Here is a 21006-nt window from a genome sequence, read left to right as displayed (position 1 = left end):
CCGGCAATGCTCCTGCATTGCCGGCGGTTTTTGTTTGTCCAGTTCAGGTGCGCTGTGACGGAGCATCCCCTAGCCACCCCCTAATCCCCTAACGATGCGGCTGCCGACAACCCGGATGAGACGGCCGCAGGCAGGGGAACGCGCCCCGTTTCCGGGGTGTTGCGGCGCCCATAACGTAGTTCCCATCAGCCCCGGACACTCCGGAGCTCGCAAGCGAAAGGCACTCGAATGAACAACCTCATCGACTGGATCCTCGACCTCTTCCGCAGCGAGGATGTGGCCCGCGCCTTCGTCGCGGCCCCGGAGCAGACCCTGCGCGACGCCGGCCTGGCCGGTGTCTCCGCCGCCCAGATGTCCACCGTTGCCGCCACCGCCGTCCCCGGCCTGGTGCTCGGCGGCGGCGACCCGGTGGTGGGCCTGCAGCGCGCGGTGTCCAACCACTACGGCTTCGCCCCGGCCACCGACTACTCCCCGTCGAACAGCTTCCTGTCCCCGAACACCTCGTTCGCCCCGGAGACCAACACCGACCTGCTCAGCGGCAACGAGGTCCCGATCGCCAGCCCCGAGCAGAGCGCCGGCGCCAACGCTCAGAACGGCGCGTTCAACCTGGGCTTCGGCGACATCACCCTCGGTGACAAGAGCACCAACACCGCCACCGACGGCGGCGTCGTGGTGGACGGCAACAACACCGGCGACATCGTGAGCGGCGACGGCGCCGTGCTCGGCAACGGCAACGACGTCAACAACGGTGACGTGATCGCCGGGTCGGGCTCCAACGTGAACATCGGCGAGGGCGACATCGAGGACAACGGCAACACCAACACCGGAAGCGGCAGCATCATCACCGACAACGAGGCCCCCGTCTTCCAGGACGTCGACGCGTCCGGCGGCAACGGCGGCAACGCCAGCGGCGGCGGCAGCCTGATCGGGATCGGCGGCGGCAACGACGGCGGCAACGCCGGCGGCGGTGGAATCATCCTGGTGGACAACCGGACCGACGAGACCAACGTCGGTGGCGACCAGACCGCCATCGAGGGTGACTTCGACACCAGCACCAGCTCGCAGACCACGGTGATCAGTGACACCGACAGCAGCACCACCGCCATCGACAGCTCCGACCACTCGGACAGTTCGCTGATCGACACCAGCCTGGCCAGCAACAACGACACCGCGCTGTCCAATGACCAGTCCTTCAGCAACGAGATGTTCAGCGGCAACGACACCGGGGTCTCCACCGATCTGTTCGCGCACAACGATTCGGCGCTGAACGCCGACGCGGCGCTGACCAACGAGCCGCAGACCCACGTCGGGTTCTGACCCGACCGCCAGAAACGGCGGGGACCGTTACGGTCCCCGCCGTTTCGCGGCTTACCGTGGAACAGTCGACAGGAGGGTGTCAGTGACGCAGCCGGCGGACCCGCGCAAAGTCAAGGTGATCGTCGAACTCATCGACCACACCGCCCGCATCGCCGAGCAAAACGACCGCGGCGATCTGCGGCAACGGCTGGCGGCGGCCAAAGAGCGCATCACCGATCCTCAGATCCGGGTGGTGATCGCCGGGCAGCTCAAGCAGGGCAAGAGCCAACTGCTCAACTCGCTGCTGAACATGCCGGTGGCCCGCGTCGGTGACGACGAGACCACCGCGCTGGTGACCATCGTGTCCTACGGCGAGCAGGCCTCGGCCCGGCTGGTGGTGGCCCCGCAGCCGGGGTCGGCCGAACCCGAGATCATCGAGATCCCGGTTGCCGACATCGCCCGTGATCTGCGCCGGGCCCCGCAAGCCGGCGGCCGCGAGGTGATCCGCGTCGAGGTCAGCGCCCCCAGCCCGCTGCTCAAGGGCGGACTGGCGTTCGTGGACACCCCCGGCGTCGGCGGGCACGGCCAGCCGCACCTGTCGGCCACGCTGGGACTGCTGCCCGACGCCGACGCCATGCTGATGATCTCCGACACCAGCCAGGAGTTCACCGAACCCGAGATGCGCTTCATCCGCCAGGCGCACGAGATCTGTCCGGTGGGTGCGGTGGTGGCCACCAAGACCGACCTCTACCCGTACTGGCGTCAGATCGTCGACACCAACACCGGTCACTTGCAGCGGGCAGGGCTGGCCGAGCTCCCGGTGATCCCGGCGTCGTCACTGCTGCGCAGCCATGCCGTCCAGCACAACGACAAAGAGCTCAACGAGGAGTCGAACTTTCCCGCCATCGTGAAGTTCCTCTCCGACAAGGTGCTTTCCCGCGAGAACGACCGGGTGCGTGATCAGGTGATCGCCGACATCGCTGCGGCCGCAGAACATCTGACGCTGGCGCTGACGTCCGAACTGTCGGCGATCAACGACCCCGAGGATGTCCGGCGGCTCACCGACGACCTCGAGCGGCGCAAGGAAGAAGCGCAGCAGGCCTTGGCGCACACCGCGTTGTGGCAGCAGGTGCTCAGCGACGGCATCGCCGACCTGACCGCCGATGTGGACCACGACATGCGCTCCCGATTCCGGGCGATCACCCATCACGCCGAAGGCGTCATCGATTCGTGTGATCCCACCGTGCACTGGGCAGAGATCGGCGCCGAGGTGGAGAACGCCGTGGCCACCGCAGTGGGGGATAACTTCGTCTGGGCGTATCAACGGGCGGAGGCACTGGCCGAGGAGGTGGCACGCACCTTCGTCGAAGCGGGCCTGGACGCAGTGCAGATGCCCGAGGTCAGCGCCCGCGAGATGGGCGCCGGGTTCGACGGGCTGAAATCGCTGGCCCGCCTGGAATCCAAGCCGATCGGGGTGGGGCACAAGGCCATCACCAGTATGCGCGGATCCTATGGCGGCATCCTGATGTTCGGCATGCTGACCTCGGTGGCCGGTCTGGGCATGTTCAACCCGCTGTCGCTGGGCGCCGGACTTCTCTTGGGCCGCAAGGCGTATCGGGAGGACATGGAGAACCGGATGCTGCGGGTGCGCAACGAGGCCAAGACCAACCTGCGTCGCTTCGTCGACGACGTGATGTTCGTCGTCAGTAAGGAATCCCGGGACCGGCTCAAAGGTGTTCAGCGCCAATTGCGCGACCACTACCGTGACATCGCCAACCAGGCCACCCGCTCGCTGAACGAATCCCTGCAGGCAGCGCTGTCGACAGCAAAAATGGAAGAGGCGGAACGAAACACGCGCGTCAAGGAACTCGAGCGTCAGCTCAACATCCTGCGACAGGTGAACGAGAACGTGCAGAAGCTGCGTGCCCCGGCGGCGTCCTAAGGGCTCAGCGTCCGAGTCTCATTGAGCCGAGGCCGCTTTCGGGTCGTGGTGGTGGTCTCGTCTTCATCCTGGCCGCCGGGACGCCGCGTGCTGCGTGACGTCGGGGAATCGGTGGCACTGGTGGCCGAACTGTCGGTGGTGGTGCTCGACTCACCAGGCACCCCGATGTCGGTGGTGGACAGCCGCACGCTGGTGGGGAAGCTCGTCGAACTGTAGGTGGGCGTGGCGATGAACGGCTCGGTGGTGCGCAGGGTCTGCTGCGTGGTGGGTACCGACGTGGTCATCACCGTCGGTGTGGGGCTGGTCCACTGGTCGGACATCTTGACCACGGTGACCGCCAGGCCCGCCACCAGTGCCGCACCCACCACGCCGGCGACCGATACCGCCGTCGTGCTGCGATACCACGCACCACGGTCTTCCGGGTCGGGTGTCGGGGGAGGAGCCACGGGCGCCGATACTAGCGAGCGACCGGCGGGCGGCAAGTCGGGCCGTACACTCAGGCGGCAATGAGCACGAGTGACCAGGTGCGCGCCATCCTGAACGGGACCATCCGCGCCTACCAGGGCGAGCCGGCCTACCGACAGCGCCCCGACGTCATCAACGAGCTGAACCGGATCGGCGGACGGCTCAATCAGCCCATCCGGATCGCGCTGGCCGGCACCCTCAAGGCGGGCAAGTCGACGCTGGTCAACGCCTTGGTCGGGGAGACCATCGCCCCCACCGATGCCACCGAGGCCACCCGGATCGTCACCTGGTTCCGGCACGGGCCCACGCCCAAGGTGACGGCCAACCACGTCGGTGGGCGACGGACCAACGTGCCGATCACGCGGGAGGACGGCCTGACCTTCGACCTGGGCCGACTGGATCCCGCCGAGGTCGCGGACCTCGACGTCGAATGGCCCGCGGCCGAACTCATCGACGCGACGATCATCGACACCCCGGGCACATCGTCACTGTCGCAGGACGTCTCCGAACGCACGCTGCGGTTGCTGGTACCCGACGACGGCGTGCCGCGCGTCGACGCCGTGGTGTTCCTGCTGCGCACCCTCAACGCTGCCGACATCGCACTGCTCAAACAGATCGGTGAGTTGGTCGGCGGGTCGTCGGGGGCGCTGGGCGTCATCGGCGTCGCATCCCGCGCCGACGAGATCGGGGCAGGCCGGCTGGACGCGATGCTCTCGGCCAAGGACGTGGCCACCCGGTTCACCAAAGAGATGGACAAGACCGGGATCTGTCAGGCCGTCGTTCCGGTGTCGGGCCTGCTGGCGCTGACTGCCCGCACCCTGCGCCAGAGCGAATTCGTGGCGCTGGAGAAGCTGGCCGGTGTCGACGTCGGCGAGCTCAACAAAGCCATGCTGTCGGTGGACCGCTTCGTCCGCGAGGACAGCACCCTGCCGGTCGATGCCCACATCCGGGCTCAACTGCTGGACCGGTTCGGCATGTTCGGGATCCGCATCTCGATCGCCGTGTTGCGCGCCGGGGTCACCGATTCCGCCGCCCTGGCCGACCAACTGCTGGAGCGCAGCGGTCTGGTGGCGCTGCGGGACGTGATCGACCAGCAGTTCGCCCAGCGTTCCGAACTGCTCAAAGCGCACACCGCGCTGCTGTCGCTGCGCCGGTTCGTGGAGGTCCATCCGATCCGGGCGACGCCCTACATCCTGGCCGACATCGACCCGCTGTTGGCGGACACCCACGCCTTCGAGGAACTGCGGTTGCTCTCGGCGCTGCGGTCGCGGCCGACCACCCTCAACGATGACGAGATGGCGTCGCTGCGGCGGATCATCGGCGGTTCGGGAACCGACCCGGCCAGTCGGCTGGGTCTGCGGCCCGACGAACCGTATGACGGCCCGCGGGCGGCGTTCGCGGCCGCGCAGCGCTGGCGTCGCCGCGGGGAGCATCCGCTCAACGATCCGTTCACCACCCGCGCGTGCCGCGCCGCGGTGCGCTCCGCCGAGGCGATGGTGGCGCAGTTCGGCCTGAGTCCGAGGCTGGCGAGGGACGAGCCAGGTGAAGGAGCTCAGGCCAAGAGACCCGGGCAGGCCGGCCGGTACTAGCCGGCTAGTTGCCGTCCTCGGGGGCGGGCTCGACCGGCGGCGGCTGCGTGACGGTTTCGGTCTGCGTCTGCGTCTCGGTCTGGGTGACGGTGCTCGGCGGGACCGTGGTGGTGGTGGTCGTGGTGGTCGGCGTCGTCGTGGTGGTCGTGGTCGTCGTCGTCGTGGTCGGCGGCGTGGTGGTGGTCGTGGGTGCCGTGGTCTCGGTGGTCGACGGCGGAATGGTGACTGTCTCCGTCTGGCCGGGTACCGGCGCCACCGGCTGCGTCGTCGCCTCTTCGCTCGACGAGGTGGTCGAGGTGGTGGTGGACGTGTCCGTGGTGCTGGAGGAATCGCCCGTCAGTCCGGTGACCAGGTAGATGATTCCCGCGAGCACGATGACCGCGACCGCGCCGAGGCCCACCAGCACCGGCGGCTTCTTGAACCAGGGAGTGGGCTCAGGCGCCTGCCCGTAACCGGTGGGGTCGCCGTAGTCGGCCTGGTTGTAGTCCGGACCTTGGTACTCGCTGTAGGCCTGGCCCCCGCTGCCGGTGTCACCGGTGTAATTGGCGTACTGCGTTGGGTCCTGGTCGGAGTACTCGTTCGGATCATCGTTACGCGCCACGAGCCGATAGTAACTAGCTAACGCTCCCAGTTCGGGTTACGGCCCGCGGTCGGGAAGTTCTGCGTCGGTCCGTCATCACGCGTGATACCGCCCTGGCCGCCGGGTTCCGGTGCCTGTCGTGTCCAGGTGCTGCGCGGGCGCTGCGTGTACTGCGGCACGTAGGTGCTGCGGCCCTCGGCAGTCTGTGGCGGCGGGGGTGGGGGAGGTGGCGGCGGGGGAGGTGGAGGCGGTGGGGGCGGCGGCGCGCTGGTGGGCGCGAGTCGGGGCGCCGACGTCGACGCCGGAGCCGGCGAATCCGGGGCGGGTGACTGCGATGTGGGAGCCGGTGCAACGGCCTCGTCGGGTTCCTCGTCGTCGCCCCCACCGGCCAGCAGCAGCGAACCGGCGATCACCAGTGCGATCACCGCCGCGCCGATGGCGCCCAACGCGATTCGCGCCGACGAACTGCGGTGCCAGGGTTGCTCGGCGCGGTACGCGTTCGGACTGAAGGGGTCGTAGTCGTCGTACGGCGGCGGCGCGACGAACGGCACCCGCAGCTGGGGGTCGGTGGCCGGCTCGGGGTCGTCGTAGCGCGCCGGCTCGGATTCGGGCTCGGGCCAGGTGACGTCGGCGGCGGCCGACCTCGTGGTGGTGAAAAACCCGGTCGCTGCCTGTGGCGGGGCAGGCTCGGGTTCCGGCCGGGGCTGTGGTTCGGGCTCGGGCTCCGGCTGGGGTACAGGCTCGGGCTCCGGTTCCGGTTCGGGCTGTGGTTCGGGTTCGGGTTCCGGCTGGGGTACCGGTTCGGGTTCTGGGTCGGGCACGGGGTCGGCCGCTACCGGGGGCGCGGTCCACCCTGGTGGCTCGGGTTCCGGAGCAGGAGGCTCGTCGGCAACTGCCGGAGCCGAACCGCCGAAAAAACCCGAGCCCACCCCGCCGCGGTCGGAGCTGAAGAAATCGACATTCTCGGCAGCGGGGGGAGGGTCCGGGTTAGGGCGGGGTCGGGGCGGCGGAGTGCTCTCGGGTGCCGCCTCGTCGATGTCAGGGCGCCCACCGAAAAACCCGGCCCCCGGCTCGGGTTCGTGTGTAGCCACAGCTACCGAGCTTAACGGCCTCGCCAGCACTGACGGAGCAGAAGTTCTCTCAGGCCAGTTGCCGCATCACACCTTCGGCGAACAACTCCAGGTGATCGAGGTCGCTCATGTCCAGCACCTGCAGGTACACCCGCTGCACGCCGGCGTCGAGGTACGGGCTCAGCTTGTCCACGATCTGCGCGGGGGTGCCGACCAGCGGGGTGTTGGTGTGCAATTCGTCGACCTCGCGGCCGATTGCGGCGGCGCGGCGCGCCACCTCGGCGTCGTCGCGGCCGGCACACAGCACAAAGCACGCGGAGTAGGTCATCGAGTCCGGGGCGCGGCCTGCGGCGGCGACGGCCTCCTGGACGCGGTCGAACTGGGTGGTGATCTCCGCCAGCGGCGAGAAGGGGACGTTGAACTCGTCGGCAAATCTGGCGGCCAGATCCGGGGTGCGTTTTTTGCCCTTGCCGCCGATGATGATCGGCGGGCCCGGCTGCTGGTGGGGTTTGGGCAGCGCCGGCGAGTCGCTGACGCTGTAGTGGGTCCCGGTGTAGTCGAAGCTTTCGCCGACCGGCGTCCGCCACAGCCCGGTCAGGATGTCGAGCTGCTCCTCGAGGCGCTCGAAGCGTTCCCCCAGCGGCGGGAACGGGATCGCGTATGCCTGGTGCTCCTTCTCGAACCATCCAGCGCCGAGCCCCAGATCGACTCGGCCCCCGCTCATTTCGTCGACCTGGGCCACGGAGATGGCCAGCGGTCCGGGATGGCGGAAGGTGGCTGAGGTGACCATGGTGCCCAGCCGGATGCTGGTGGTCTCCCGGGCCAGGCCGGCCAGCGTCACCCAGGAGTCTGTGGGCCCGGGTAGCCCGTCCCCGCTCATCGCGACGTAGTGATCGGATCGGAAGAAGGCCGAGTACCCCAGGGCTTCGGCGGCCCTGGCGACGGCGAGTTGATCGGCGTACGAGGCGCCCTGCTGAGGTTCGACGAATGCGCGGAAGTCCACCCGGGCAAGCCTAGGCGAGGTTCAGAACGTCTCGACGCCCTGGACGGCGACGAACATGCCGTGGCCGGTGCTGTCGTTGGTGAACCGGGTCCCGTCGCTGCCCGCGGCGATGGTCCACCCGACGGCCTGATAGGTGCGGTAATCGATGCTGACGGTGGGGATGTTGCCGAGGTTGCCGAGCACCCACTGCACCGCGCCGTCGGAGGTGACGCTCACGCCGTTGGCGGGTGCGCCATCGACGACGGGCGAGTTCTCGAACGCCGATTCGCAGCCGACGGTCTGGGCGTTCAACTGGCAGCGGGTCTGACCGGACCTGGTCTCGATGTAGACGTACCCCTGCTCATTGGCGGGTAGCTGTTCAGCCTGCGGCGGGGGCGCGGCTGTCGCGGTGGGTAGCGGGACCGCCGTGGTGGTGGGCGTGGTGGTCGATGGCCGGGGAGTCGTCGGCGAGGTGGGTTCGACGTAGGAGGTCGAACCGTCGGACACGGCGTCACCGTCGGTGGTGGAGGAGCAACCGGCCACCGCGGCCACCGTCAGCGCGGCAGCGCCGAGCAGCGTCCACGTTGTCCGGATGGTCACCATGCCGAGCGTATGCCCGGTGTGACGAATGTTCAGCGTGTGACTCGATCTCGATTTGTTAACAGGTCAGTTGCGGCGCCAACGCAGAAACGCCCCGCCGAAGGGCGGGGCGCTCGTGTTCCGACCGTGGGTCAGCGGACGTTGACGTAGACGGTCTTGGTGTTCACCGGGGCGAACTGGTTGTCGGAGTTGGGCGCGTAGCCACCTTCGCTGCGGTTGTTGGAGTTGGTGTGGCTGAAGGTGGGGCCCTCGCCGACGGAGACGACGCTCGCTTCGCTCAGCGGGGCGGTCGAGAGGCGGTTGACGATCACCTTGTAGCCCTGGTCCTGCAGCGAGCTGATGGTGTCCTGGGCGTTGCCGGCGCCGGTGGGGGCGGCCAGCGCGGGGGCGGCCAGTCCGAGGGTGGCGGCGGTCAGCGCGGTGCCGATCAAAGTGGCGGCGGTGAGATTTTTCATGGTCTTCTTCTCTCTGCTCAGCGGTGATTCTGTCTGGCGGTCCGGGAGGGGATTCCGATCCGTTCTGACAGGCATAACCAGCAGGTCAGCGCAGAGATTTCGGGTTGGCAGCCATTGCCCCCACCGTGGCAGGAACTATGCGTCGGCCGATCGAACTTTGGCGCACAGCAGCGTTGAGAGCGGGACGCTGAACAGCAGAACGGCCAAGGTGGTGTCGTCGCCGGCGACGTCTGGCAGGACGGTGACCAGGGCGGCTGCCGCAGCGACCAGCAGGAGTTGCGCCGAGACCGTGAGGACGACGCCGGTGTGTCCGCCCTGGTCGTCGGACGGCATCGCCCAGAGCAGCGCGAACAACGCGGCCGTGACGGCGATGACCGGTGTCAGCGGTGTCGCGATCACGCTGGGGAGCCACGATGCGCCGCTGACCAGAAGCAGCGGGATCAGCATCAACCGGTTGACCAGTTCCGGACCGATGGCACGTTGCCTTCCAAGGGCGCCGAATAACGTTGCCAGACAACCGATCAGCGTCAGGCAGATCGCGACCTGCGGTGCCTTGGCCCAGAACACGACCGGCCAGTGGCCCCCCAGTTGAAGGACGGTGACCCCGGTGGCGACCGGGAGCAGGAACAGCAGGCTGACCCGGGCGACCGACCGGCCCGCGGTGTCTCGCCAGCGGGCCCCGACCGCCACCGGCACCAGTGCGGCCAGAGCCACCCAGGTGATGAGCAGGTGGGACCCCGGCGGCGGGGTGATCAGAGGTGTCTGCGGGCCGTGCACCGCACTGACGATCAGGGTCGTCGTCATGGTGAGGGCCAGCACGATCTGGCCGGACAGGGTGCTGACCCCGATGGCCAATGTGGTTGCCACGTCACCACGTAGGAGCAGAGGCGAGCGGAACGACCGCTGTGCGACGGCGGTGATGGCCAGTGCCACCGCCACGGCGTGGGGCCACGTCCACCGATCACCCAGCTCCCAGTAGGTGTCGATGAATCCCGAGGAGATACCGCCAGCTCCCGACACCTCGAGTGCGATCAATGCGACTGCGGCCGTGCAGATGCCCGCGCTGACCCGCCACCGACCGCGACTCGAGATCCGCTGTGCCACTGCGGCGCGCGAGTGCGCGGCCATCGCGACTCCGGCGGTGGCCATCGCCGCGATGAAGGCCAGCGCGATGCCGGGCACATACGTCTTGGCGGGCACGTCGGCGACCAGCAGATGCAACAGATGGCTCTCATCGCGGGCCGCCGCATCCAGACCCCGGCCGAACCGGATGTTGGCGACGATGGCGGGAATCCACGGCGCTGCCACCACCGCGGCCAGCAGCACGCCCACCCACGGCGCGGGTGCGCGACGTCTGAGGTGCAGACACACGACGACCCCCACGGTGCCGGTGAGCCACGCGAGAAAGGCGGGCACGGTCTGCCAGACCCGATCGACCGCCAGGATCAGCACCGGGATCAGCGGGGTGGCGATGCCGGCGCACCACGCGAGCGCGCCGTGGTGGCGCGGCGCCCCCGGGTGCATGGCGGTGTTCAGGTAGCCCGCGGCGGCCACGCCCGAGCCGATGGCCAACCCGCAGAGCAGCGGCCAGATGGGTGCGTACCCGAAACGCAGCGCGCCGCCGTACAGCGAAAGCTCCTGCGGTTCGAAAACTCCGGGCAGGAAGCCGAAGGTCAGCATGATGGCCGCGCCCACCCACGCCAAAAGCGCGAGGGCCCGCGTGGGCCCGGCCAGGGTCGCAGGGTGCAGCCGGGCAGGCCGTTGCCTGGCCTGTTCCCATAACGGGCTCCACAGGCGGCGCGCGGTGACGGGGCTCGGTCTCACCGGGGCAGTGTGGACGGGCTCACTTGGCGATGACTTGGCCGCACGCCGTTGACACTGCGGCCACCGCGAGGAAGTGCGAGTGGGGGTCGCGGTGGGTGCAGTGTGAACGCAGAAGCGCCCCGCCGGGGACGGCGGGGCGCTTCAGATCAGGGCCGTGGGTCAGCGGACGTTGACGTAGACGGTCTTGGTGTTCACCGGGGCGAACTGGTTGTCCGAGTTGGGGGCGTAGCCACCTTCGGCGCGGTTGTTGGAGTTGGTGTGGCTGAAGGTGGGGCCTTCGCCGACGGAGACGACGCTGGCCTCGGCGAGCGGGGCGGTCGAGAGGCGGTTGACGATCACCTTGTAGCCCTGGTCCTGCAAGCTGCTGATGGTGTCCTGGGCGTTGCCGGCACCGGTCGGGGCGGCCATGGCCGGGGCAGCCAAACCGATGAGGGCGGCGGTGGCGGCGGTGGCGATGGTGGTGGCGAATCCGAACTTGGTCATGATCTCTGCTTCTTTCTGGGTAGGTCTTGTGTGGTGTTCGGATCGGGGCGGGAGGGGTTTCTCGTTCCGGTCTGATGGCTGTAACTGCGCAGGTCAGCGCTACATTCCGGGTGGCAGTCATTGAACGGCGCGTGGCAGGATCTATGCGTAGCTCCGCGAAACAGACACGAATTTCGCGGAGCCGGGAATGAATCTCGCCGGTGCTCCGTTGACCCATTCGACACTAACTTGAGCGGAACAGACTCAACTCTGGCTTGACAGCAGACGGTCGGCGGGAGCAATCTTGAGTCCGGTCCGCTCAGACCCCAACGAAAAGCTATTCAGGAGGCATCACTATGGCTCGTGCGGTCGGTATCGACCTCGGGACCACCAACTCCGTCGTATCGGTTCTCGAAGGTGGCGACCCCGTCGTCGTCGCGAACTCTGAGGGCTCCCGCACCACCCCGTCCGTCGTCGCGTTCGCGCGCAACGGTGAGGTGCTGGTCGGCCAGCCCGCGAAGAACCAGGCGGTGACCAACGTCGACCGGACCATCCGTTCGGTCAAGCGTGAGATCGGCACGGATTGGTCCGTGGAGATCGATGGCAAGAACTACACCCCTCAGGAAATCAGCGCCCGTGTGCTGCAGAAGCTCAAGCGGGACGCGGAGAGCTACCTGGGTGAGGACATCACCGACGCGGTGATCACCGTTCCCGCGTACTTCAACGACGCCCAGCGGCAGGCCACCAAGGAAGCCGGTCAGATCGCCGGCCTCAATGTCCTGCGCATCGTCAACGAGCCCACCGCGGCTGCGTTGGCCTACGGCCTGGACAAGGGTGAGAAGGAACAGACCATCCTGGTGTTCGATCTCGGTGGCGGCACGTTCGACGTGTCCCTGCTCGAGATCGGCGACGGTGTGGTCGAGGTGCGCGCCACCTCGGGCGACAACCACCTCGGTGGTGACGACTGGGACGAGCGTGTGGTCACCTGGCTGGTCGACAAGTTCAAGAGCACCAGTGGCATCGACCTGACCAAGGACAAGATGGCCATGCAGCGGCTGCGTGAAGCCGCGGAGAAGGCGAAGATCGAGCTGAGCTCGAGCCAGAGCACGTCGATCAACCTGCCCTACATCACTGTCGACGCGGACAAGAACCCGCTGTTCCTCGATGAGCAGCTGACCCGCTCGGAGTTCCAGCGCATCACCCAAGATCTGCTGGACCGCACCCGTCAGCCGTTCCAGTCGGTGATCAAGGATGCCGGCATCTCGGTCGGCGACATCGACCATGTGGTTCTCGTCGGTGGCTCCACCCGTATGCCCGCGGTCTCCGAACTGGTCAAGGAGATGACCGGTGGGCAGGAGCCCAACAAGGGCGTCAACCCGGACGAGGTCGTCGCCGTCGGCGCCGCCCTGCAGGCCGGCGTGCTCAAGGGTGAGGTGAAAGACGTTCTGCTGCTGGACGTCACCCCGCTGTCGCTTGGTATCGAAACCAAGGGTGGCGTGATGACGAAGCTGATCGAACGCAACACCACCATCCCGACCAAGCGCAGCGAGACCTTCACCACGGCCGATGACAACCAGCCGTCGGTGCAGATCCAGGTGTTCCAGGGTGAGCGCGAAATCGCCTCGCACAACAAGCTGCTCGGCTCCTTCGAGCTGACCGGCATCCCGCCGGCCCCCCGCGGCGTGCCGCAGATCGAGGTCACCTTCGACATCGACGCCAACGGCATCGTGCACGTCACCGCCAAGGACAAGGGCACCGGCAAGGAGAACACGATCAAGATCCAGGAAGGCTCCGGCCTGTCCAAGGACGAGATCGACCGGATGATCAAGGACGCCGAGGCGCACGCCGACGAGGACCGCAAGCGTCGCGAAGAGGCCGACGTGCGCAACCAGGCCGAGTCGCTCGTCTACCAGACGGAGAAGTTCGTCAAGGAGCAGCGTGAGGCCGAAGGTGGATCCAAGGTTCCGGAGGACACGTTGACCAAGGTCGACGGCGCCATTTCCGAGGCCAAGACCGCTCTCGCGGGTACCGACATCGCCGCCATCAAGTCGGCCATGGAGAAGCTCGGCACCGAGAGCCAGGCTCTGGGGCAGGCGATCTACGAAGCCACCCAGGCTGAGCAGGCCGCCGGCGGTGCCGACGGTGCGGGTACCCAGTCCAGCGACGACGACGTGGTGGATGCCGAGGTCGTCGACGACGACCAGGAGCGCAAGTGAGCCAGAACGATTCGCAGGAGCCGGTGACTGTCACCGACAAACGGCGCATCGATCCGACCACCGGCGAGATTCGTGACCCGGCTTCCGGCCCGGCGCCCAGTGCGCCGGAGCCGGAGGCTGCGGCCCCGCCGGAATCCGACGAGGTCGCTGATCTGAAGGCGACGTTGCAGCGGGTGAAGGCGGAGTACGACAACTACCGCAAGCGCTCGGTGCGCCAGGAGCAGGCCGCGCTGGAGCGGGGCAAGGCCGGTGTGATCCACCAGCTGCTGCCGGTGCTCGATGACCTGGACCGGGCCCGCAGTCACGGTGACCTGGAGACCGGTCCGTTGAAGTCGGTGGCCGACAAGTTGGCCACCGCGCTCGACAGCGTCGGTCTGGCAGCGTTCGGTGCCGAGGGTGATCCGTTCGACCCGTCTCTGCACGAAGCCGTGCAGCACGAGGGCGACGGCTCGAATCCCGTGATCGGCACCGTGATGCGGCAGGGTTATCGCCTCGGTGAGCAGGTGCTTCGGCATGCACTCGTGGGAGTGGTCGACGCTCCTGCCGACGTGCAGCCGGGGGCCGCGGGCGCCGATACGGGCGAGAATCCCGGCGCCGCAGCCGCGCAGGCTACAGAATAGGAAAGCGACTACCACGATGCAGACAGGTAAGGAGGTGACGCAGCATGGCCCAACGCGAATGGGTTGAGAAGGACTTCTACAAGGAACTCGGCGTCTCCTCTGATGCCAGCCAGGACGAGATCAAGCGGGCTGCCCGCAAGATCCTCGCCGAGAACCATCCGGACCGGAACCCCGGTGACTCCGCCGCGGAAGACCGGTACAAGGCCGCGTCCGAGGCCAAAGAGGTGCTCACCGATCCGGCCAAGCGCAAAGAGTACGACGAGACCCGCCGCCTGTTCGCGGGCGGCGGGTTCGGTCGGCGGTTCAACGGCGGCGGTCCTGCCGGCGGAGGATTCCCGGGCGGATTCGGTTCCGACGGTGCGGAGTTCAACCTCGGTGACCTGTTCGATGCCGCCGGGCAGACCGGTGGAGCGAACATCGGCGACCTCTTCGGCGGCTTGTTCGGGCGCGGCACACAGCAGCGCCCCACCCGTCCCCGCCGGGGCAATGACCTGGAAACCGAGACCGAACTCGACTTCCTGGAAGCCACCAGGGGTGTCGCAATGCCGTTGCGGCTCACCAGTCCGGCACCGTGCACCAACTGCCACGGCAGCGGGGCTCGGCCGGGCACCAGCCCCAAGGTGTGTCCCACCTGCAACGGCGCGGGTGTGATCAACCGCAACCAGGGCGCCTTCGGATTCTCCGAGCCGTGCACCGAGTGCCGCGGCAGTGGCTCGATCATCGAGCATCCTTGCGATGAGTGCAAAGGCACCGGCGTCACCACGCGGACGCGGACCATCAACGTCCGTATCCCGCCGGGAGTCGAAGACGGGCAACGGATCCGGCTGGCCGGTCAAGGCGAAGCCGGGTTGCGGGGTGCCCCGTCGGGTGACCTGTACGTCACCGTGCACGTGCGTCCGGACAAGGTATTCGGCCGCGACGGCGACGACCTCACGGTCACCGTTCCGGTGAGCTTCCACGAGTTGGCGCTGGGGACAACACTGTCGGTGCCCACCCTGGAAGGCAAGGTCGGGGTTCGGGTGCCCAAGGGCACGGCCGACGGCCGGATTCTGCGGGTGCGGGGTCGAGGTGTGCCCAAGCGCAGCGGCGGCCATGGTGACCTCCTGGTCACCGTGAAGGTCGCGGTGCCCAAGGAGTTGGAGGGCGAAGCCCTGGAAGCGCTGGAGGCCTACGCGGCCGCCGAGCGGGCCAGCGGTTTCGACCCGCGCTCGGGATGGGCGGGTAACCGGTTATGAGCAAGGCCGACAACGCGAGAACGTTTCTGATCTCGGTTGCGGCCGAGCTCGCCGGGATGCACGCGCAGACCCTACGGACCTATGACCGGCTCGGACTGGTCAGCCCACAACGCAGCTCCGGTGGGGGACGTCGCTATTCGCAGCGTGACGTCGACCTGCTGCGCGAGGTACAGCGCCTCTCGCAGGACGAGGGCGTCAATCTGGCCGGCATCAAGCGGATCATCGAACTCACCAATCAAGTCGAAGCGCTGCAGTCCCGGGTGCAGGAGTTGACCTCCGAGGTCGAGGCGTTGCGGACCAATCAGCGCCGCGACGTGGCGACCAGGTCGCCGAGCACGGCGCTGGTGGTGTGGCAACCCCGAAGCCGACGATGAGGCTCGGAGCTTGCGGAGAGCCTCTGAGGAGGCGAGACATCGAGCCCCGAAGTAGGCGCTGAGAACCGAACGACAACTGCGCGACCGCACACTGCGGTCGCGCAGTTGTCGTTGTCAGACCAGTGACGCTGCTGCCGCCCGCATCGTGGCGTGCATACCCGCGTAGGGAAGTGACTGCGGCAGAAGAGCTTTGTGGATCTTGGTGACGGCGCTGTAGTTGACATCCACCACGTTGGCCAGGGGTGACAGGCACAGCTGGCTGCACAACTGGTAGGCGTCCATCGGACCGAGCCCGTAGAGTTCCTGCAGCCAGCGCACCATCTCGACCTGACTGCAGCGCCAGGCATCTTCGAGCGGGCGCGCCGATCCCACTGTCAGCAGCGCGTCGTCGTGTTCCAGTCGCGGCCACGCCGGAGCATGACCTTTGATGAGGTCCACGATCAAGGTCACGTTCATGGCGCCTTCCAGTGCGGTCCCGCAGGTCTCGCCCTCGCCCTGACGGTAGTGGCCATCGCCCACGGAGAACACCGCACCGTCGACGTTGACGCCGAGGTAGATCGTGGTGCCCGCCCTCAGTTCCGGGGTGTCCATGTTGCCCCCGAAATAGTCGGGCACCAGAGTGGTGCGCACCTCGCGCAGTGCGGGGGCCACGCCGACGGTGCCGAGCATCGGCGCCAACGGGACCTCGAGTGAGAAGTCACTCTCGTGCGCGGTGAACGTCGCTGTCGACGCTGCGGCGTCCACACGGTAGATCCAGGTCAGCTCCGGCAGTGGGGCTTGCAGACCCGCCGTCCGGTCCGTGCCGGTCAGCGCGCCGAACAAGGGGATCGTGGTGGAGGCTGCCCAGTCCCGGGCCGGCTCCAGAGACACGACATGCAAGGCCAGGGTGTCGCCCGGTTGCGCTCCGGTGACGTAGAACGGGCCGGTCTGCGGGTTGAGTTCCTTCGGGTTGAGCACCTGGCTGGGCTTGTCCGACGATGACGTGACCCGCCCGGCGAAGGCATCCTCGGTCCACAGCCGCAGAGCGGTACCCGGTGCCACCTCCATCACCGGTTCGGCGCCGCCGAAAGTCCACACATACTGGTCGGGCGTCGGGATGAACTCAACGATGCGCACTCAAATCCTCTGTCCTGGTTGAAGTCCGGCCACCGAGCACCCGCGGTGTCAGCACAGCGAAGGTTGCCGCCAGCACCAGCCAGAGAATTCCCTGGCAGACGATGGTCACGGTGCGGAAGTCGGCCAGCAGGTCGGCGGGAAAACCGGGGAATGCCACAGCGCCATCGCCGGTGGTGATCGGTTCGGGCGTTTCGCGGTAGGCCGGGAGCAGGCTGATCACCAGCGTGATCGCCGCCAGATACGCACCCGTGCCCAGTGCCGCGGCGGTGGGGCCGCCGACCCGCCCGGTGAGGCGGACGGCACCCCATGCCGCGAGCGCGGCCAGGGCGATCGACGACAGCATGAGGGCCAGATAGGCCGTGGTGCGGGCGCCGGCGGTGTCGGGTTGCCCGACGCCGGGCAGGGTGGCGGGGTAGGCGATCCACGGGATGACACACACCGCCACAAAAGCCAGTGCCGCCAGTGCGGCGGCAACGGCCCCGGGATCGGCCGGCATCCGGTGGCGCCGCAGGGTGGCCAGCGCGATGCACAGCGCCACGGCGAACAGGGCGCCGGTCATCACGGCGAACACAACGGTGCCCACACCTGCTCCGAGATTCTCCTGCACGCTCCTGCTGAACACCTCGTGCTCGTGTGAATGCCCGCCTCCGAGAGCCTCTTCGGCGTGGGAGCGCGCCCCCTCGTAGTCGATGGCGGCCGCGATCAGGGGAGCGGCCTGCAGGCGCGCATAGGCGAAGGACGCCACACCCGCCAGCAGGCCGGCTCCGAGGCCGAGGCCGATCAGTCGTTTCTCCATCATGGTGTCCTGGATTCTCAGTGGCAGGGGAAGCCCAGCAGGTGGCGGGCATCGTGGAGGAACTCGTGCACGTGGGTGTCGGAGCCGAACACCGACACCGCGCCCTGGTCGAATGCCAGGAAGTAGTAGGCGATCAGCGCCAGAACCGTGGTGACGGTGAGCCACAGTGCGGCGCTGGTGGTGGCGCTGTCGGGCAGTTCGACGGCTGTTGTCCGCGAGGTGGCGATACCGGTTTCGGAGGTCGACATCGGGTTTCCTTCTTGGTAGATAGTTCCATTGGACAAATATTGCTTGCGATCGACAGTCTCAGGATGCTGCCGCACTGTCGTCAACCTGAATGGGCTCATCAAGGTCGCTGGAAACATGAAATTTACGCCCAAGCGAGCCCGCGTTAAAGCCGTGTAACAGCTGCGTCGACAGATTGCGGAGCGGCGCAGGTATGCGCATCCTTTCTGTTGGAAGTATTCCGATGCAGAACAAAACAACACGAACCACGAGATTGGAGGCGGGATCCACGATGCATGGTCCGCACGATGTCGGAGGCCGCGACGGTCTCGGCCCCATCGCCACAGAGTTCCTGGAACCGGGTATCCCCAACTGGCGGTATCCGTTCGAGGGCCGGATGCACGCGGTCACCGCAATGGCCCTGCAGCAGGGGGTGTTCAACCTCGATGAACAGCGCCACGGCATCGAGTTGATGAAGTGGAGTGACTACACCGACTCCACCTACTATTCGCACTGGCTGTTCTCGGTGGAGAAGCTGCTCAACGACAAGGGGCTGATCTCCCATGAAGAGGTCGATCAGCGGATGAGCGAGCTGGGTGAGCCCGCCATGACGCCCCACCCGGCAAAGCCGGAGACACTGTCGAAGCTCGGCGAGAACATGATGGATTTCCTGTGGAACGGCACCCCGCACGACCTGCCTGCCACCACACCGCCCATCTTCGAACTCGGAGCCACCGTACGGGTGCGCAACATCCACGACGCAACCCACAACCGGCTTCCGGGCTACCTCAACCGCGCCACCGGCGAGGTGGTCAAGCAGTACGGAGCCTTCCGCGATCCGGCGCTCAGCGCACACCAGCAGGTGGAGGAGCCGCACCAGCTCTACATGGTGAAGTTCACCTCCACCGAGCTCTGGGGCGAAGCGGTCTCCGAGGAATTCGACCTGTACGCCGATCTTTTCGAGGGCTACCTCGAACCCGTCACCAACTGAACCGCACAAGGAGCGATTACGAACATGGACTGGCTGTCACAATCCCAGGTCGAGGCGCGCATCAACGCACTCGAGTCACTGATGGTCGAAAAGGGCCTCGCCGAACACGAGGCTGTCGACGCCGTGGTGGCGTCGTTCGAGAACGACATGGGGCCGATCAACGGTGCCAAAGTGGTGGCGCGCGCGTGGACCGAGCCCGAGTACCGGGAATGGCTGTTGCGCGATGCCACCGCCGCCATCGCCGACATGGGCTTCACCGGTCTGCAGACCGAGCACATGGTGGCGGTGGAGAACACCGCAGAGCGGCACAACGTGGTGGTCTGCACGCTGTGCTCCTGCTACCCGTGGACCCTGCTGGGCATACCGCCGGCCTGGTTCAAGTACCCGCAGTACCGGGCACGGGTGGTGAAGGAGCCGCGCAGTGTGCTCGGCGAATTCGGAGTCACCCTGCCGGACGATGTCAAGATCGATGTGTGGGACAGCAGCGCCGAGATCCGCTACCTGGTGATCCCGCAGCGTCCCGAGGGAACGGACGGCATGACCGCCGAGGAGTTGATCCCCCTGATCAGCCGTGACTCGATGGTGGGTACCGCGCTGGTGTCCGCACCGCAGGGGGCCTAGGTGAGCGCGCCGACCATCGACCTGACCCGTCTGGACGCGGTGGGTACCGCCGCCGCTCTGCCCCGCTCGAATGGCGAATTGGTGTTCGACGCGCCCTGGCAGGGACGTCTTTTCGGACTGGTGGTGCACATGTGCCAGTCCGGTGCCTTCGAGTGGGATGAGTTCAAGACGCACCTCATCGCCGTCATCGATGAGTCCGGCATCGACGACACCTGCGATCCGGCGGTTTACTACCGGCAGTTCGGGGAGGCATTCTGCAGGTTGGTCGCCGAGAAGGATTTTGCCACCACCGCGGTGCTGGAGCAGCGCACTCACGCTGAGTCCGAGCGTCTTTCACATGCCGATTCCGACCACGATCATGATCACGATCATGACCACCACCACTGAGCGGGGGTCGTGATGTCCAAGATTACCGCATTGTCGATCAGCGTCGGTGTGTTCGGCATGCTGTCGACTCTGCTCACCGCGACGGTGTGGCCCCTGCCGGTCTGGGTGCTGTTCCTGGCCTGGGCGTCGTTCTTCTTCGTGGGCTCGGGACTGAAGGGTCTGCTGAAGTCGGTGGCGTGCAACTGGACCGGCATCGTCATTGCCACAGTGACACTGCTGTCCGTACAGGCCAGCAGCAGTGCGCTGCTGCTCTCGATCGCGGTGGGCATCGGCAGTCTGGCCATGGTGCAGGCGTCACGCCTGCCCTGGATCTCGGCAACGCCGGCCATCGTGTTCGGTTTCGCGATGACCGTGGGCACCATTGCGGCCACCGGGAACGGCATCACCACCGCAGGTATCTCCCATCCCGCTCTGGTGGCGGCAGTCACGGCGCTGGTGGGTGCAGGCTTCGGCGTGCTCTCGGAGTGGGGTGCCGCCGGCATCGCGCGGGTATTCGGTTCTCGGACAGCACCGCTCGCGCAACCCGCGTGAGCGGTGCGTTCGAGCCGCAATCAAGTTAGGCTTGCGAAACAACAGTTCGCAATGGAAGCGATCATGTCAGGAGCAGGGGTGGCGATCTCGACCAGTATCGAGAGCGTGTCCGAGGTCTTCTTCCGGGCCGGCCGGTGGTGGACGGACGCGCTGTCGCAGGGACTGCTCGACAGCGAAGTGGCCACCATCGAGGGATGGCGTGTTCTCGGTGCGCTGCGCGGGGGTGACGGGTTCACCATGACGGAGATGTCCACCGCCATGGGAATTCCCCCGCCCACCCTGACGCGCATCGTCGACAAACTGGTGGACGGCGGATTCGTCCTCCGCCGCGTGGACGCGACCGATCGCAGGCGGGTGCTGATCTACCTGTCGGCCAGGGGCAAGGCCAAGATCCGCAAGCTGGCCAAGCAGGAGGCCGCCATGAAGGCCGCGCTCATCGAGGAGTTCGGCGAGGACACCGCAGTCCATCTGATCCGCACGCTGGCGCGGGCGAGCGAGCTGCCGATTCCGGGTCGTTGACGCGATATCGCTACCGCTGCGCAACTTTTCTTGCACAGAACAATCGCGCAATGTCTCGGTAACGGGTGGCACGTAGCGTTCCGCTATCGCGATCGTGGTCGAGTCGGCAG

At 67.1% G+C, this 21006-nt stretch carries 23 protein-coding genes; 12 read left to right on the top strand and 11 right to left on the bottom strand.

The features are described 5' to 3' along the window. The first annotated feature begins 228 nt into the window (after positions 1 to 228). Together G6N58_RS04405 and G6N58_RS04400 are read left to right on the top strand one after the other, a co-directional pair. A complete protein-coding gene (locus tag G6N58_RS04405; RefSeq protein WP_068918747.1) occupies positions 229 to 1317 on the top strand; it encodes an IniB N-terminal domain-containing protein in 1089 nt (362 codons plus the stop codon). An 82-nt stretch (positions 1318 to 1399) separates the two neighbouring features. After that, positions 1400 to 3238 carry a dynamin family protein gene (locus G6N58_RS04400; protein ID WP_163907900.1) on the top strand — a complete coding sequence of 613 codons (1839 nt, stop codon included), beginning with the start codon at positions 1400 to 1402 and terminating at the stop codon, positions 3236 to 3238. Here the strand turns inward: G6N58_RS04400 and G6N58_RS04395 are convergent. Then, positions 3235 to 3684 carry a hypothetical protein gene (locus G6N58_RS04395; protein WP_147289362.1) on the bottom strand — a complete coding sequence of 150 codons (450 nt, stop codon included), beginning with the start codon at positions 3682 to 3684 and terminating at the stop codon, positions 3235 to 3237. The genes G6N58_RS04400 and G6N58_RS04395 overlap by 4 nt on opposite strands. A 60-nt stretch (positions 3685 to 3744) precedes the next feature. Here G6N58_RS04395 and iniC point away from each other — a divergent pair, with 60 nt between their 5' ends. Further along, the gene (gene iniC, locus G6N58_RS04390) at positions 3745 to 5292 is read left to right on the top strand and encodes an isoniazid-induced dynamin-like GTPase IniC (protein ID WP_115279583.1); all 1548 of its coding nucleotides are present in this window, start codon (positions 3745 to 3747) and stop codon (positions 5290 to 5292) included. A 4-nt stretch (positions 5293 to 5296) separates the two neighbouring features. Here iniC and G6N58_RS04385 read toward each other — a convergent pair whose 3' ends face one another. The 7 genes from G6N58_RS04385 to G6N58_RS04355 form a co-directional block, all read right to left on the bottom strand. Continuing rightward, positions 5297 to 5893: a hypothetical protein gene (locus G6N58_RS04385; protein WP_163907897.1), complete on the bottom strand. Its 597-nt coding sequence runs from the start codon at positions 5891 to 5893 to the stop codon at positions 5297 to 5299. 17 nt (positions 5894 to 5910) lie between these two features. After that, positions 5911 to 6963 carry a hypothetical protein gene (locus tag G6N58_RS04380; protein WP_163907895.1) on the bottom strand — a complete coding sequence of 351 codons (1053 nt, stop codon included), beginning with the start codon at positions 6961 to 6963 and terminating at the stop codon, positions 5911 to 5913. Positions 6964 to 7012: 49 nt separating this feature from the next. Next, on the bottom strand, positions 7013 to 7945 hold the full coding sequence (locus G6N58_RS04375) for an LLM class F420-dependent oxidoreductase (protein ID WP_115279586.1): 933 nt from the start codon (positions 7943 to 7945) through the stop codon (positions 7013 to 7015). A gap of 21 nt (positions 7946 to 7966) precedes the next feature. Next, positions 7967 to 8518, bottom strand: a complete 552-nt coding sequence (locus tag G6N58_RS04370; protein ID WP_435406198.1) for a hypothetical protein — start codon at positions 8516 to 8518, stop codon at positions 7967 to 7969. Positions 8519 to 8655: 137 nt separating this feature from the next. After that, complete coding sequence (locus G6N58_RS04365) at positions 8656 to 8979, bottom strand: hypothetical protein (protein ID WP_174904648.1); 324 nt, start codon at positions 8977 to 8979, stop codon at positions 8656 to 8658. Positions 8980 to 9114: 135 nt separating this feature from the next. Beyond that, complete coding sequence (locus G6N58_RS04360) at positions 9115 to 10803, bottom strand: hypothetical protein (protein ID WP_147289364.1); 1689 nt, start codon at positions 10801 to 10803, stop codon at positions 9115 to 9117. A gap of 159 nt (positions 10804 to 10962) precedes the next feature. Further along, on the bottom strand, positions 10963 to 11286 hold the full coding sequence (locus G6N58_RS04355) for a hypothetical protein (protein ID WP_174904649.1): 324 nt from the start codon (positions 11284 to 11286) through the stop codon (positions 10963 to 10965). Between the two features lie 335 nt (positions 11287 to 11621). On the opposite strand from G6N58_RS04355, the gene dnaK reads away from it, so the two are divergent. Genes dnaK through G6N58_RS04335 form a run of 4 tightly spaced genes read left to right on the top strand, consistent with a single transcriptional unit; the run spans position 11622 to position 15710 of the window. Then, positions 11622 to 13481, top strand: coding sequence for a molecular chaperone DnaK (dnaK, locus tag G6N58_RS04350; RefSeq protein ID WP_068918736.1), 1860 nt, complete (start codon positions 11622 to 11624; stop codon positions 13479 to 13481). Continuing rightward, positions 13478 to 14101, top strand: a complete 624-nt coding sequence (gene grpE / locus G6N58_RS04345; RefSeq protein ID WP_115279589.1) for a nucleotide exchange factor GrpE — start codon at positions 13478 to 13480, stop codon at positions 14099 to 14101. The genes dnaK and grpE overlap by 4 nt, the downstream gene beginning before the upstream one ends. A 44-nt stretch (positions 14102 to 14145) precedes the next feature. Further along, positions 14146 to 15336, top strand: a complete 1191-nt coding sequence (dnaJ, locus tag G6N58_RS04340) for a molecular chaperone DnaJ (RefSeq protein ID WP_068918734.1) — start codon at positions 14146 to 14148, stop codon at positions 15334 to 15336. Next, complete coding sequence (locus tag G6N58_RS04335) at positions 15333 to 15710, top strand: heat shock protein transcriptional repressor HspR (RefSeq protein ID WP_115279590.1); 378 nt, start codon at positions 15333 to 15335, stop codon at positions 15708 to 15710. The genes dnaJ and G6N58_RS04335 overlap by 4 nt, the downstream gene beginning before the upstream one ends. Before the next feature lie 114 nt (positions 15711 to 15824). On the opposite strand, the gene G6N58_RS04330 is transcribed toward G6N58_RS04335, so the two are convergent. The 3 genes from G6N58_RS04330 to G6N58_RS04320 are packed head-to-tail and all read right to left on the bottom strand — an operon-like array spanning position 15825 to position 17870. Beyond that, entirely contained in the window at positions 15825 to 16826 is a 1002-nt protein-coding gene (locus G6N58_RS04330) for an acetamidase/formamidase family protein (RefSeq protein WP_068918732.1), read from the bottom strand. Next, positions 16813 to 17625 (bottom strand): CbtA family protein, encoded by an 813-nt coding sequence (locus G6N58_RS04325; protein ID WP_115279591.1) that lies wholly within the window; start codon positions 17623 to 17625, stop codon positions 16813 to 16815. Before G6N58_RS04325 ends, G6N58_RS04330 begins: the two co-directional genes overlap by 14 nt. A 14-nt stretch (positions 17626 to 17639) precedes the next feature. Then, positions 17640 to 17870 (bottom strand): CbtB domain-containing protein, encoded by a 231-nt coding sequence (locus G6N58_RS04320; RefSeq protein WP_068918731.1) that lies wholly within the window; start codon positions 17868 to 17870, stop codon positions 17640 to 17642. Positions 17871 to 18139: 269 nt separating this feature from the next. Here G6N58_RS04320 and nthB point away from each other — a divergent pair, with 269 nt between their 5' ends. The 5 genes from nthB to G6N58_RS04295 all read left to right on the top strand — a co-directional run bounded on the left by nthB (position 18140) and on the right by G6N58_RS04295 (position 20896). Next, positions 18140 to 18838: a nitrile hydratase subunit beta gene (nthB, locus tag G6N58_RS04315; RefSeq protein ID WP_115279592.1), complete on the top strand. Its 699-nt coding sequence runs from the start codon at positions 18140 to 18142 to the stop codon at positions 18836 to 18838. Between the two features lie 24 nt (positions 18839 to 18862). Beyond that, a complete protein-coding gene (gene nthA / locus G6N58_RS04310; RefSeq protein ID WP_068918729.1) occupies positions 18863 to 19459 on the top strand; it encodes a nitrile hydratase subunit alpha in 597 nt (198 codons plus the stop codon). Then, positions 19460 to 19846, top strand: a complete 387-nt coding sequence (locus tag G6N58_RS04305; protein ID WP_068918728.1) for a nitrile hydratase accessory protein — start codon at positions 19460 to 19462, stop codon at positions 19844 to 19846. A 12-nt stretch (positions 19847 to 19858) separates the two neighbouring features. After that, entirely contained in the window at positions 19859 to 20377 is a 519-nt protein-coding gene (locus G6N58_RS04300) for a DUF1097 domain-containing protein (RefSeq protein WP_115281821.1), read from the top strand. 78 nt (positions 20378 to 20455) lie between these two features. After that, positions 20456 to 20896 (top strand): MarR family winged helix-turn-helix transcriptional regulator, encoded by a 441-nt coding sequence (locus tag G6N58_RS04295; protein WP_232067729.1) that lies wholly within the window; start codon positions 20456 to 20458, stop codon positions 20894 to 20896. The last annotated feature ends 110 nt before the right edge of the window (positions 20897 to 21006 follow it).

The organism is Mycolicibacterium tokaiense (genome assembly GCF_010725885.1).
GTDB classification, from domain to species: domain Bacteria; phylum Actinomycetota; class Actinomycetes; order Mycobacteriales; family Mycobacteriaceae; genus Mycobacterium; species Mycobacterium tokaiense.
The sequence above is the reverse complement of the archived record's forward strand: the minus strand, read 5'-3'. Positions and strand labels throughout refer to the sequence as shown.